This window comes from Acetobacter aceti NBRC 14818, from assembly GCF_000193495.2.
Classification (GTDB): Bacteria; Pseudomonadota; Alphaproteobacteria; order Acetobacterales; family Acetobacteraceae; genus Acetobacter; species Acetobacter aceti.
In genome coordinates this window covers 1689038-1703050 of record NZ_AP023410.1, presented here as the reverse complement: position 1 = coordinate 1703050, position 14013 = coordinate 1689038, and the positions used below count along the sequence as shown (strand labels likewise).

Annotated in this window: 11 protein-coding genes; 7 read left to right on the top strand and 4 right to left on the bottom strand. The window is 57.1% G+C overall.

Features of this window, described 5'->3' with window-relative positions:
- The first annotated feature begins 57 nt into the window (after window positions 1-57).
- Window positions 58-1347: a serine hydroxymethyltransferase gene (gene glyA, locus EMQ_RS07690; protein WP_018308215.1), complete on the top strand. Its 1290-nt coding sequence runs from the start codon at window positions 58-60 to the stop codon at window positions 1345-1347.
- A gap of 121 nt (window positions 1348-1468) precedes the next feature.
- On the opposite strand, the gene EMQ_RS07685 is transcribed toward glyA, so the two are convergent.
- Window positions 1469-1894, bottom strand: coding sequence for a hypothetical protein (locus EMQ_RS07685; RefSeq protein WP_231367974.1), 426 nt, complete (start codon window positions 1892-1894; stop codon window positions 1469-1471).
- A 101-nt stretch (window positions 1895-1995) separates the two neighbouring features.
- Window positions 1996-2232, bottom strand: a complete 237-nt coding sequence (locus tag EMQ_RS07680; RefSeq protein WP_010666001.1) for a YiaA/YiaB family inner membrane protein — start codon at window positions 2230-2232, stop codon at window positions 1996-1998.
- Between the two features lie 147 nt (window positions 2233-2379).
- On the opposite strand from EMQ_RS07680, the gene EMQ_RS07675 reads away from it, so the two are divergent.
- From EMQ_RS07675 to EMQ_RS07660, 4 genes are all read left to right on the top strand, one after another.
- A complete protein-coding gene (locus EMQ_RS07675) occupies window positions 2380-2967 on the top strand; it encodes a TetR/AcrR family transcriptional regulator (protein WP_010666000.1) in 588 nt (195 codons plus the stop codon).
- Window positions 2968-3195: 228 nt separating this feature from the next.
- On the top strand, window positions 3196-6369 hold the full coding sequence (locus EMQ_RS07670; protein WP_018308216.1) for an efflux RND transporter permease subunit: 3174 nt from the start codon (window positions 3196-3198) through the stop codon (window positions 6367-6369).
- Window positions 6369-7553: an efflux RND transporter periplasmic adaptor subunit gene (locus EMQ_RS07665; protein ID WP_010668021.1), complete on the top strand. Its 1185-nt coding sequence runs from the start codon at window positions 6369-6371 to the stop codon at window positions 7551-7553. Before EMQ_RS07670 ends, EMQ_RS07665 begins: the two co-directional genes overlap by 1 nt.
- Window positions 7550-9142, top strand: coding sequence for an efflux transporter outer membrane subunit (locus EMQ_RS07660; RefSeq protein WP_010668020.1), 1593 nt, complete (start codon window positions 7550-7552; stop codon window positions 9140-9142). The genes EMQ_RS07665 and EMQ_RS07660 overlap by 4 nt, the downstream gene beginning before the upstream one ends.
- 42 nt (window positions 9143-9184) lie before the next feature.
- Here the strand turns inward: EMQ_RS07660 and EMQ_RS07655 are convergent, their stop codons facing one another.
- Window positions 9185-10201: a M14 family metallopeptidase gene (locus EMQ_RS07655; RefSeq protein WP_231367975.1), complete on the bottom strand. Its 1017-nt coding sequence runs from the start codon at window positions 10199-10201 to the stop codon at window positions 9185-9187.
- Window positions 10202-10220: 19 nt separating this feature from the next.
- The gene (argE, locus tag EMQ_RS07650; protein WP_010668018.1) at window positions 10221-11444 is read right to left on the bottom strand and encodes an acetylornithine deacetylase; all 1224 of its coding nucleotides are present in this window, start codon (window positions 11442-11444) and stop codon (window positions 10221-10223) included.
- Window positions 11445-11641: 197 nt separating this feature from the next.
- Here argE and EMQ_RS07645 point away from each other — a divergent pair, with 197 nt between their 5' ends.
- Window positions 11642-12856, top strand: coding sequence for a glycosyltransferase family 4 protein (locus EMQ_RS07645; RefSeq protein ID WP_018308217.1), 1215 nt, complete (start codon window positions 11642-11644; stop codon window positions 12854-12856).
- The gene (locus EMQ_RS07640) at window positions 12853-14013 is read left to right on the top strand and encodes a glycosyltransferase (protein WP_010667484.1); all 1161 of its coding nucleotides are present in this window, start codon (window positions 12853-12855) and stop codon (window positions 14011-14013) included. The genes EMQ_RS07645 and EMQ_RS07640 overlap by 4 nt, the downstream gene beginning before the upstream one ends.

The following is a 14013-nucleotide window of genomic DNA, read 5'->3' as shown; positions in this document are numbered from 1 at the left end:
TCCGGTTTCGGGGCTACCTGCTTTGTGATGAGTGGCTCTGGGACAGGGAGTTTCAATATGAGCGAGACGGATCTGCATCGCTTTTTCCAGTCTTCGTTGGCGGAGGTTGACGCTGAGGTTGCGGCAGCGATTGCGAGCGAGTTCGAGCGTCAGCGCGACGGGATCGAGCTGATTGCGTCGGAGAACATGGTGTCGGAGGCTGTCCTGCAGGCTCAGGGCAGCGTTCTGACCAACAAATATGCCGAGGGCTATCCGGGTCGTCGCTACTATGGCGGCTGCTCCGAGGTCGACAAGGTCGAGGTCCTCGCCATCGAGCGGGCCAAGCAGATGTTCGGCGCGGGCTTCGCCAACGTGCAGCCGCATTCGGGCGCGAACGCCAACCAGGCGGCGTTCATGTCGGTCGTGGCGCCGGGCGATACGGTGCTGGGCATGAGCCTCGCCGCCGGTGGTCACCTTACACACGGTGCAGCCCCGAACTATTCCGGCAAGTGGTTCAACGCCGTGCAGTATGGCGTGCGCAAGGAAGATGGCTATCTCGACTACGAAGAGATGGAATCACTGGCCCGTGAGCACAAGCCGAAGCTGATCGTCGCCGGCAGCTCCGCCTATCCGCGCATCATCGACTTCGCCCGCTTCCGCAAGATCGCTGACGAGGTCGGCGCTTTCCTGATGGTGGACATGGCGCACTTCGCCGGTCTGGTGGCGGCTGGTCTCTATCCGAGCCCGATCCCGCACGCCGACATCGTCACGACCACGACGCACAAGACGCTGCGCGGTCCTCGCGGCGGCCTGATCCTGACAAACAACGAGGCGCTGGCGAAGAAGATCAATTCCGCCGTCTTCCCCGGCCTGCAAGGCGGCCCGCTGATGCATGTGATCGCCGCCAAGGCTGTCGCGTTCGGCGAGGCGCTGAAGCCGGAGTTCAAGGAGTATCAGAAAGCCGTCGCCGCCAACGCGAAGGTTCTGGGCGAGACACTTGTGGCGCGTGGTTTCGACCTCGTGACCGGCGGCACGGACAGCCATCTGCTGCTGGTTGATCTGCGTCCGAAGAAGGTGACGGGCAAGATCGCGGAAAAGGCTCTGGAGCGTGCGGGCATCACGGCGAACAAGAACGCCGTGCCGTTTGATCCGGAAAAGCCTGCGATCACATCCGGCATCCGTCTGGGCAGTCCGGCGGCGACGGCGCGCGGTTTCCGCGAGGCCGAGTTCCGTCAGGTCGGCGAGATGATCGACGAGGTTCTGACCGCGCTGGCCGCCGCTGGTGGCGAGGGTGATGCCGCCGTCGAGAACGCTGTCCATGAGCGGGTCAAGGCGCTGTGTGCAAAGTTCCCGATCTATAAGCGGTAATTCGACTTCCGCCTGTAGGGTTTACGGAAAAAGAGAGGCCTTTGTGCCTCTCTTTTTTTATGGCGATGGTGAAAGATGTAGTGTTTTAAGGTGTTTCTGTAGTTTTGACGAAATTAGAGTGTCAGTTGTCAGAAAGCCCGAACAGTTCGGGATAGGGCATGGCGTTTCTGCTGAGTTTCTTCTTTTTCCACTCGTCCAGCGCCCTGTTATATTCGACATGACGCAGGACAAACTGTAACGCTTCCACATGCTGTTCGTTATCAGCATCCATCATGTTGCGTCGCCAACCTGCCGCAATCAGCCAACATTCTCCCGCCAGTTGCCACGATCCAGCCCGATGATACTTTTGAGCCTGCCGTTCAAGGCCGTGGTATTTGTTGTTCGGGTTGGCGAGCGCTTCGGCTGTAAGGATGAAATCTTCGTCTTTCCATGGAAACGTCGATTTCATGTAAGGAAACTGCCGGGTCATACCGCCGGGATTACCGAAGTGTTCCTTGATCAGTATTGGAACCAGCCTGTCGTAAGACCTACGCCACTCGCACTGCACAGACTGCTTCCTTGAAAACGATGTTGAAGAAGAGTGCCCGTATAACGAAGAGGCTTGCCTGAGTCGATTTTCTGATGCCTTCAGGATCACATCCATTGCCACTAGGAATTTTTGGCGGCTTCAGATTCTGCCTGATCGCGCAGGGTGCGTGAGAGGGAAATGGATGACTGCACCAGAAACAGTCCCGAAAGCCCCAGATAGGCCCTGAGCCAGCTTTCCATCGGCATATAGATAACGGCAACTGCCATGGAGAGCAGGGCTACCACAAAGCTTATCCAGGTGAACATGACCCAGCTTGAGGAAACGGCGATGCTGCTGGTGTGGCGAGATGTGCTCATGAATGGGTTCCGTGTTGGTGTGTTGTCACTGAACATTGTTCATAATGAACGATGTTCATTAATGCAATCAGAAAATGAACAGTGTTCATTTTCTTTATATCTCATGCCATAAGGGATAAAGACGGACGAATAGGGGGAGAGAGAAACATGGCGCGAAAAGGCAAGGATCCGGAAGCACTCAGAAGCGCCATCACGGATGCGGCGGAACAGATCATTATTGAAGATGGGTTCCGGGCCTGCTCTGCGCGCGCCGTTACCGGAAAAGCCGGCTGCGCGCTGGGGTCTCTCGGTTATCTTTTCGGCGGATTGGATAATGTGATTCTGGAAGTGAACGCCCGCACGCTTCTGGAAATGGGAAACTTCATGTTTGCCGAAGCGGAAAACATGTCAGGCTCCTCATCGCAGAAGCTGGAAGCGCTGGCGCTGGGATATTTCCGCTATGCCCGTGATCATCTGAACCGCTGGGAGGCGCTATTTGCCTTGCGCTGGAGCGCTCAGGAAGAACTGCCGTCTGATTATCTTGCTCTGCGCGACAGCCTGCTGGACCGTATCGCCACGCTTTTCGCTGGCGATATGCCTGTCACAGTAAAGGAACGCTCTGTTCTCGCCCGTACGATGTATGAAGCCGTGCATGGCATCGTCGTTCTTGGACTTGATCGCAGGCTCGGCGGCAGTCACGAGGATGTCGAACAGCGCATCCGGCTACTGGTCAAAAAAATGAGCAGCGCAGGCTAAAACAATAAAAAACACGACACTTGTAAGGCGGACCCTGCCAGCAGAAGCAGGGTTTAAGGCCGCGTTGGCTCATATTTAAAAAAGAATTTTATATCAGCCATTCCGAAAAGATGGATATGTCAAAAGATGTCTGGACGCCACTCGCTCCTGTGGCCGGACAGCCAGTCATCTGCGCTGCCACTTCCGGTGCGGTGACAGGCTCCTGCTCTCTTAACGCAAGGCAGTCCGATGAATGCAATCGTCGTCACCGCTCTGCGGCGGCCTTACACCTTTATTGTTCTTTCAATTCTGATCGTCATGTTCGGTTTTCTTTCAATAAAGAAGACACCAACTGACGTTTTTCCAAATATCAGAATCCCGGCCATCGCAGTCGTCTGGTCCTATTCCGGCATGCTGCCCGAGGAGTTTTCCGGGCGCATTATGTACAATTTCGAACAGGGTGTGACCTCCACGGTGGAGGGGATCGAGCATATGGAAGCCGATTCCTATTATGGCCGTGGAATCGTGAAAATCTATTTCCAGCCGGGAACGGATATCGGTGCGGCGGAAGCCGATGTCACCGCGATTTCACAGACGGTCATCCAGCAGTTACCGCAACATATTGCGGCTCCGATGATCATGCGTCTGGAAGCCTCCTCGGTGCCTGTGGTGACGCTGAAACTCACATCTGAAGTGATGACACCGTCAGATTTGTGGAAACTGGCTTTTATCCGCATTCGTTCCTTGCTGGTGACAGTGCCGGGAGCCGTCGTGCCACAGCCTTATGGCGGCATGGACAGTTTTGTCATGATTTCCCTGAGCCAGCAGCAGCTTCAGGCGCATCACCTGTCGGCGATGGACGTGCAGAATGCGCTGGACCATCAGAACGTCGTCAGACCGGCGGGCGATCAGAAGATCGGTCCGACAGACTGGATGGTGCAGACAAATGCAACGCCGAGAAGTCTTGATGATATCGCGGATATTCCGATCAAGCGTGTTGGCAACGCAGTCGTCTATATTCGTGACGTCGGGCAGGTTTATCGAGGCGGCCATCCTCAGAGCAACAGCGTTCTGGTCAAGGGCAAGCAGGCCGTCATCATGGTGGTCATGAAAAGTGGTGAAGCCTCCACGCTGGATGTCGTTGATGACGTAAAAAAGATGATGCCGCGCCTTCAGGCGGTGCTGCCTTCCAGCGTCAAAATCAGCATTCTCAGTGACGCGTCAGGCTTCGTGAAAGACTCCATCCACGACGTGATGCGGGAGATGGTCACGGCCGCCGCGCTGACGGGGTTGGTTGTACTGCTGTTCCTTGGGTCATGGCGGTCAACCGTGATTATCGCCACGTCCATTCCTCTGGCTATTCTTTGCTCGATCATCGGCCTTGGCTGGGTCGGACAGACGATCAACGTCATGACATTAGGCGGTCTGGCTCTGGCTGTTGGTATTCTTGTTGATGACGCAACAGTCATGATCGAAAATATCGACACGCATCTGGAAATGGGAAAAGAGCTGGAAGAAGCGATCATTGATGCGGCCAATCAGATCGTCATCCCGACATTCGTTTCCACAACCTGCATCTGCATCGTCTGGCTACCTCTTTTCGAACTGGATGGAGTAGCGGGGTGGCTGTTCATGCCGATGGCAGAAGCCATCATCTTCGCTATGGTCGCTTCTTTCATTCTCTCGCGGACACTGGTTCCGACGATGGCGAAATATCTTTTCGCCGGGCATGTGCATCCGGGTGCGCATGGTGAGGAGCATGAGGCGCTCCCGCATGGAAACAATGCCTTCACACGGTTCCAGAAAGGGTTCGAGAGGAAATTCACCAAATTCCGTGAATCCTATGGAATCTTTCTGGGAAAGCTCATTCAGAACAGAACGGTTTTCGTGGGTATTTTCCTTGGAATCTCGGTTCTGTCCTGTGGTCTTTACGCTGTGTCTGGGCGCGACTTCTTCCCGGAAATCAAATCCGGTCAATTGCAGATGCACATGCGGACACCCCTGGGTACGCGTATAGAGGTGGCTGGTCGCATTGCGACACTTGTCAGTGACAGGATCGGGGAGCTTCTTCCCAACAAGGTGGAAGATGTTGTTAGCAACTGCGGATTGCCGGAAGGCGCGCATAATCAGGCATTCATTCCAACTCCGACACTGGGTGCTCAGGATTGCGATCTGACGATTTCGTTGACGGATGAGGCGTCTCCCGTCTGGGATTATCGCGCCATCCTTCGTCGTGGTCTGTCGGCGAGCTTTCCGGGAACGGTCTTCACCTTCCAGCCTGCGGATCTGACAGCGAAAATCCTGAACTTCGGTTCACCGTCTCCGATTGATGTCAAGATTGGCGGACCGGATCTGCGTGCAAGCTATAACTATGCTGTTGTTCTTGCGAACAGGATCAGAAAGATCTCTGGCGCAGCCGATGTTTCTCTTCAGCAGACCATGCGTACACCAACCCTCTTTGTGGAAGGCGATCGCACATTTGAACAGGCCACCGGGATTGACGAAGGAAATCTGGCCGACAATGAACTGATGACCCTATCGGGCAGCTCTCAGGTTGATCCGCAGTACTGGTTCGACCCGAAAATGGGTGTAACCTTCACGCTGAATACGTATGTCTCTCAGGATCAGCTGACGCATTATAATGATCTTCTGACCATTCCCATCGACAAGGGCGATGGTGATCCATCCGGAAAATCCATGCAGCTTCTGGGGGCGATGAGCCGGATCAGGGCAATCGGTACACCGGGAGAGGTTTCTCATTACAACTCGATGCCGGCTTTCGATATTTACGTGTCGGCAGAAGGCACAGATCTCGGCTCCGTGCTCGATGGTGTCAAACGTGAAGTGGAGCTGACCAAAAAGGACGTGCCACAGGGATCCGTGGTGGATGTCGAGGGGCAGGCGACGACCATGAGTTCGGCTTACAAGGAGCTGGTGGGCGGACTGATCGTGTCTGTCGTGCTGATCTATCTTCTCATTGTCGTCAATTTTCAGTCCTGGCTTGATCCGTTCATCATCATCTCGGCTCTGCCGGGGGCGCTGGCCGGTATTGCCTGGAGCCTGTTCCTGACACGCACGCATCTCTCCGTGCCGGCACTGACCGGAGCCATCATGTGCATGGGAACGGCGACGGCTAACTCCATCCTTGTCGTTGATTACGCAAGGGAGAGGCTGGCGGTCCATGGGGAGCCTCTGAAGGCCGCTCTGGAAGCCGGTTATGGGCGGATACGTCCGGTGATCATGACGGCCAGCGCCATGATTGTCGGCATGGTGCCGATGTCCATCAGTAATTCCCAGAATGCCCCACTGGGCAAGGCGGTCATTGGTGGGCTGATTGTCGCGACGATTTCGACACTTCTCTTTGTTCCCTGTGTCTATGCAATTTTCTACAGCCGAAAATCTTCTCGTAAGGAGGCCGTGTGATGGCGCGCTCGATCCGTAAATATTCCGGATTGCTTCTGGTTGCTGGCGTTCTCGTTGTGGTTTCGGGGTACGTTATTGTTGAACGGATGCACGCCGATCATGAGGTGGCGCGCGTAACTGAGCACAGCGCCATTCCGGATGTGGAGGTTGTCACGCCGGAACCCGGCGCAAAGACTGTAGCCTTGACACTGCCGGGGACGGTGGACGCCTGGTATCAGGCGCCGATCTATCCACAGGCATCCGGTTACGTGAAGATGTGGTATAAGGATTTTGGGTCTGATGTGAAGGCCGGAGACGTTCTGGCAGACATCAATGCGCCCAGTCTTGATGCTCAGTTTGCACAGGCGAAGGCGGATCTGGATGCTCAGTCAGCAAAGTATAATCTGACTGTGGTCAGTGCCAACCGCTGGCATGCAATGGCACAGTCTCAGGCTGTCTCCGGACAGTCTGTTTCTGTAGCCGATGCCAATCGGAAATCCGGTTATGCCGAAATGCAGGCATCACAACATAATCTGGATCGTTTTGAAGCTCTTGAAAAATTCAAGACTGTAGTGGCTCCTTTTGATGGAGTGGTGACATCCCGTGATATCAATGTGGGAGATTATGTCAGCGCGGGTGGAGGCGAGCATTCCGCCAATGGCGACGCGAACCAGATGTTCGTCGTTTCCGATATGCACAAGATGAGACTGTTTCTTTCTGTGCCAGAAGTTTTCTCCTATATGCTCAAGCCGGGCCTGACTGCTACGGTATCCGTTCCCCAGTTCCCGAACCGGACATTCAAAGCGCAATTTCTGACCATCGCCAAAGGTTATGATCCGAATACACGCACAGCAGTCACGGAATTTACGATTGATAATCCGAACCATCTGCTCTGGCCGGGCACTTTTGCTTCCGTGCATCTGACATCACCCGCAGAAGGCGGCATCTGGCAGATTCCGACCTCGACTCTGGTGTTTCAGGAGGCAGGAATGCAGGTGGCCGTTGTTTCCAATGACAACCACGCGCATTTCCGGTCCATCACGGTCGGCAGAATGGCTGACACACGCACGGACGTGATTTCCGGACTTCAGCCGGGTGATCGGATTATTCGTAATCCTCCTGCCGATCTTCTGGACAATCAGGAAGTTCGTGTTGTGGTTCCGGCCAAAGGCTATGAGCGTGAAGATGAGGAGATCGAAGGATGAACCAGCTTTCGATCAGAACTCCCTCTGTGCTGAAACGGATCATGACGGGAGTATGCGCTCTGGGATCAGTTGTGGCCTTGTCCGGATGCGATCTCGCTCCCCGTTACGAGGCTCCGCATTTCGTCGTGCCAGACAGTTGGACCGGCCAGTCGCCTTTTGCCAAAGCGACGCCAGCGGAACTTCAAATTCCGGTCAACTGGTGGACGCTTCTTGGTGATCCTGTGCTGGATGATCTGGAACAACGTGCTGTTGAGCAGAATGCGGATCTTCAGGCGGCGGCCGAACGGTTTGTGCAGGCGCGTTCGCTTGTCATGAAGGCCCGGGCCGATCTGTTGCCGCATTTCGGACTGGCGTTTGGTGCCTCCGACAACAAACAGTCAGCCGACGCGCTGTTTCGCTACAAGGGCGCTACGACCGCGACCGATGAATTCTATGGCGGTCTTGCTTCGTGGGAACCTGATTTCTGGTCGGAAATCCGCAATCAGGTGCGGATGCAGAAATTTGCAGCTCAGGAAAAGGCGGCTGACTTTGCCGGTGTCCGTCTGAGTCTGGCTGCCGATCTGGCGTCCGATTACATCGCTCTCAGAGGATATGACGCGCAGGATGCGATCTATCGTCAGTCCATTGCCTATTATAGCAAGGCAGTGGATATGACGCGCACGCAGCTGGACAATCAGGCGGCACCCCGTCTCGATCTTGCACGTGCACAGAACAGACTTTACGTGGCGCAGGCTGCCGAACTGGATGTGCGGGCACAGCGTGAGGTGACGGAACATGCGATCGCGGTTCTCACCAATACGGTTCCGGAAAGTTTTCATATCGAACCGCGTGATAATTTCTCGTTTCGGACTGTGGATGTGTCTCTGGGTGTTCCCTCGGAACTACTGCAAAGACGTCCGGATATCGCGGCGGCTGAACGTGTGATGGCGCAGGCCAATCGCTCCATCGGTGTCGCACGAGCGGCCTTCTATCCGCACATTTCCCTGCGTGCGAATGGAGGTTTCAACGCCAACGGTTTTGATCTCGCAAAACTGGCCAACAGTATGTGGAGTTATGGAGCCTCGGCTTCCATGCCGATCTTTGAAGGCGGTTTGCGTCGTGCAGCCCTCCAGTATTCATGGTCGGTCTATCGTGAGACGCGAGATTCCTATCGTTCCACCATTCTCTCGGCATTCCGGGAAGTGGAAGACGAACAGTCCCGTGTTCGCCTGCTGCGTCAGGAGGACATGCGTCTCAAAGGGGCCGTCGGCACGGCCATGGACATGCAGAACATGACAATGACGCTGTATAAAGGCGGGCTCTCGAACTATCTTGAGGCGATCGTAGCGCAGGAAGCTGCTCTTGATGCGCGTATTGCTGAAGTTGAAGTCGCGGTGCGGGCCGAACAGGCGGTTGTCGGTCTGATCCGCTCAACAGGAGGCGGCTGGAATGACAGGCTGCTGCCAACTCCTGACGAGACAATGACGTTTGATGTTTTCCAGTATGGCAACCTGCACTATCCCAAACCGGCAGGGGGCATTACGGCGCAGCCACCCGAGCAGTTCGAGAATCTGGTAACAGGTCGGTCTGCGCAGGAAAGAATGCAGTAATCGAAAAGAGAATGGCCTGAAGGAAGTTCTTTCAGGCCACTGTCATGATCGAATACGGGCAAGCCTTACAGCCGTGTGATTACGGGCGGTTCGAAAGTTCGGCATTACCAGCAGACAGTGATCGTAAGGGGTGCGGATTTCATCCGGGCCATCCTGCGCTATGAGGGTGCCTCGTGCTGGAATGACAGTGCCGCTTGCAAAGGGATGAATGAATCGAAAATGCCCCGTGTGGGCGGTGATCCGATGCGTGACGTCGGCAATCGTAAGTGGTTCTTCAGAATGCTCGCTCGCTTTGTCTATTTCCGAAACAGAAAGAAACTGACGGACAGTGTCCTGAGTTGTTTTCAGGGCAGCCCATGTCCAGTGTTGACCGGCCTCCAGCAGACAGGCCTGCGCCGCAGAATGAGGACTGGTGAAGTGTGTCATATCGATCAGTCTCGGTCCGGCGCGATGTCCGCCATCCGCCACGATGAGCGGCGGCATGCCGATGGACGCCGCCAGAGACACACCTTTTTCGGACGGACCCGCCAGCATGAGCGGGTCGGCAGGCCATAACATGGAATGCAGATCAAGAAGTCTGTCGATTGTCTCGATATAGGGCAGAAGCTGGCGCACGCGAGCCTGTTCGCTGGAGTGCGATGCCGACCCGGCAGGGGGCGTATCCCATAGCCGGTTCATGTCTTCATCGACAAAGCGGGACATGATCGGGTTTTGCGGAGAAAAGCGGGCGAATGCAGCCAGATTCAGAAAGATCAGCGACAATGTGCCGCGCCGGGGCACGAAGCCTCGCCTGAGTAGATCGGCAAGGACAATGGCTCCCGCATACTCATTTCCATGCATGAGAGCGGTGATGGCGACATGCGGGCCAGGCAGGGCTGCGGTCAGGCGATGCACGCCGGGAATGCCGACATTTCCTTCGCACCAGTAAGAGAGGTCTGGTTGCGGCAATTCAATAGGCAGAGAGGGAAGGGTGCGCGATGTGGGAGGTAACTGCTCGGATAACCGCTTTTTAGGAGTAGTGCGGACTGAAAAGTCTCGACCTGAGGTGGGGGGCTCCATGATATGCGGCTATCCGGTGTCACATTGTGTTTGCGGGGAGAGGCGCTGTGCCGGCAAGGCAGACGCGACGGGTCATGTCGCGGAGAAAGCGGTCGCAGGCCGTCAGCTGACTGCGTTCGATCCATTCATCAGGTCGATGCGCCTGCTCGATGCTGCCGGGACCGCACACTATGCTCCTCATCCCGGCCTGCTGGTAAATGCCGGCTTCCGTTCCGTAGGAAATGAATCCCTCCGCATTGGTTCCAACGGACTGCCTGACCACCGTGGCGAGCGGGTCATTGTTCGGAAGGACGAGGGGAGGCAGGTCGTTGATGACCTCGAAAGTCAGTCCGCATTCGGGTGAGGCTTTCTTCATCCACTGGTCAGTTCTGGTCAGCGCCTGCTTCATGCGGTCCAGAAGAGCGTGCGCGTCATCACCGGGAACGGTGCGCCATTCGATCTCGGCTTCCGCATGGGCGGGGATGATGTTGAGAGCGACACCACCGCTGGCCAGCCCAATCTGGATGGTGGAGTGAGGTGGATGGAATCCGTCCACCTGCCGTCCTTCGAAGGCAAAGCGCCTCGCTTCCTCGGCAACCCACGCCATGGCCTCACCAAGCGCATGGAGCGCGTTCACGCCCTCCTCGGGATAAGCCGAATGACCAGCCTTGCCGCGAGCAGTCAGACGTACCGACAGACGCCCCTTGTGACCGATGACCGGCAGCATGAGAGTCGGTTCACCCACAACACACCATGACGGCAGGAGATGATCTGCCTGCGCCTGCTGCATGGCGATGCGTGCGCCATTGCAGGTGATCTCTTCGTCATGGGTGAAGAGCATATGGATGGGGCGCTTCAGGTCCATGGCCGCCAGATCCGGCACGGCCGCCAGCATGCAGGCGACGAAGCCCTTCATGTCAGCCGCTCCACGAGCTGTCAGTCGGGTGCCACTTTCGTGGAGCTGAAACGGATCGGATGACCAGTGCTGTCCTGTGACCGGCACCGTGTCGACATGCCCGGCAAAAGCGAGGCCACCTGCTGTCCGAGGCCCGATGATGGCGTGCAGATTGGCCTTGGTTTCCTCGGGATTATAGCTGAGTTTCCAGAAGACGCCGTGAGCATCCATCCACTCACCAATCCAGTTGATCAGCGGAAGATTGGAGTGTGTGCTGGTCGTGTTGAACGACACGATGTGACCCAGCATGGCGACGCTGTCGGTCGAGCCGGGGTGTGGAGCCGGGAAGGGGGCGCGGGCGTCATCCATGGGGGGAGAGTATTCATGTCTGGGCGTCCGCTGCAATCCCGTATCATGCAGTGATGACCGTCTGTGACGACTGGACGTGCCGCAGCTTTTGCGGCACGGGTAGGGATCGATTCAAGTCTTTGAAAGATTTGAATAATTTTTGAGAATATGCGGATTTTCTGGATTTGAATCCCCTCTCTGACAAAGAGTATCATCCTTTGCACAGCCTCTGGCGCAAGCTGCCCGCAGAGCCGCGCAGGCGCGGGGCAGCGGGCCTTACTGCGTGGCTGGCGCCGAAAGCGCAGCATCCGGCGCCGATCGCCGGCGCGCATCTGCTCGTTGGAGGAGAGATCAACAGAGCGTCAGGTCTGGGCGAAGGTGCACGCATCATGCTGCGAGCCTGCAAGGCGCTGGGTATTCCGGCGAGTGGCTTTCAGGCCAGCCTGCTTGATGGAGCGTCAGCCCCTCTGGACGCGTCGCCCCAGTCGCCGTTGATCATCCACGTCAACGCCCCCTCTCTGCCTTCTGTGCTGCTGAAGCTGGGACGCGGGTTTCTGCGCAATCGTCGGATCATCGGATACTGGGCGTGGGAACTGCCGGTCGTCCCATCGCTCTGGAAGACGGCTGTGGGCTGTGTTCACGAGGTCTGGACGCCGTCGCTGTTTTCCGCTCGTGCGCTTGAAACGATCATGCCCGGGCGGGTGAGAGTGGTCCCTCATGCACTGGCCGCTGACCCGCTTCGCCCCTCGCATCTTGAACGCAGCGCTTTCGGCCTGCCGGACGATGCTGTTGTCGTGCTGGTCTCCTTCAGTCTGGCCTCCAGCTTTGAGCGCAAGAACCCGCTGGCAGCCATTGAGGCGTTTCGCAGGGCTTTCGGTGAGCGTCCGGATCGCTTCCTGCTGCTGAAAGTCTCTCATGCCGGGCATTATCCTGAGGATATGGAACGCCTGAGAGCCGCCATTGCTGGTGCGAGGAATATCCGCATTGAGGAACGGCTGTTTCCGGCAGAGGACTCGCAGGCATTGATTCGGTGCGCCGACATCGTGCTGTCCCTGCATCGTAGCGAAGGTTTCGGACTGGTTCCGGCGGAAGCCATGCGGCTGGGACGCACTGTAATCGCGACCGACTGGTCGGCAACGTCGGAATTCCTGAATGAGGGATGCGGCCTGCCCGTTCCGTACCGTCTGGTGCCTGCCCGCGATCCGCGTGGTGTCTTTGAAGCGGAAGGTGCCGTCTGGGCCAAGGCGGATATCGGAGCCGCAAGCGAGATGCTGTCCCGTGCCGCTGATAATCCGGCGCTGCGTCAGAGGCTGGGCGCACAGGCCGCGCGTGTCGCTGCCGAACGGTTTTCAGGAAGTGAACTGCTGGCGGCACATTACGCGCTGACACGTCGGGAGCCGGTACAAGCTCAAATGCAGCGCGTGTCGGCATGATGAAACGGGTTCTGGTCTGGCAGTGGGGGCGGCGTGGTGGCGGTCCGCGTTTCGGGCTCAATCTCGCTCAGGCGATAGCGCGCCTGCCGGGGCGGGAGGTCATGCTGTCCCTGTCTCGTCGCGCCGAAATCCTCACGGCTCCGGGTTTCCCCCATGGTGCGATGACGGTGTGGCAGGTGGAAACCTATGGGAGCCTGAGCGGGCTGCTGGTTCGCGTGCTTGGCGCGCCAGTCGTCATCCCACGACTGCTGAGAAAGCTGCGGTTCTGGCAACCTGATCTGGCCATCTGCGCCATGACGGGGCCAATTGATCTTCTGATGGCGTGTGCCCTGCGCTGTGCTGGCGTGCCGTTGGTGGTGGTCGTCCATGATGCGCTTCCCCATCCCGGTGACGGTTTTCCTCTCCAGCACACATTGCAGAATATCCTGATCCGGCAGGCGCAGGGGATCGTCGCTCTCACGCACCATGTCGCCCATCAGTTGCGGGAACAGGTGGGGATGCAGGAACGCGAAATCATGGTCGCCAGCCTGCCACCGTTCGATTATCCGGTCCTGCACGGAAAGAGCAGGGGCATGCCACCAGTCGAGCGTCCACCCGGTCCTGTGCGGTTACTCATGTTCGGACGACTTCTGTCCTACAAGGGATTGGATCTGCTTCTCGAAGCGCTGAAGCGTCTGTCGCCAACTCTGGAATATGAGTGTCGCATCGTCGGCAGTGGTCCTGACTCCAGTGAATTGCGAAAACTTGCGGCGCTTCCGCATGTCGCGGTGGAAAACCGCTGGGTGGAGGAAGAGGAAATCGCCAGTCTCGTGGACTGGGCCGACGCAATGGTGCTGCCTTATCGGGAAGCCAGCCAGAGCGGTGTGGGAGCCGTCGCCATTGCCGCGGGCAAGCAGGTGCTGGCTACACGCGTGGGCGGGTTGGCAGAGCAGTTCGCCGGGCTTCCGGGTGTGACCCTGTGCGATGTCGATGTGACTGCCCTGACGGATGCGTTGGAGGCGCTCATTGTTGCGGGGCCAGTCGCACCAACGATGCAGGTGAAACAGACCGATATTCTGTGGGAGAAGATGGCGGCGACGATGCTTGTGGATGTTGAGAAGAGCAGACGCCGTCAGGAAGCATCGCAGGTGGAAGCTATTGTAACACCACTTTCGTAA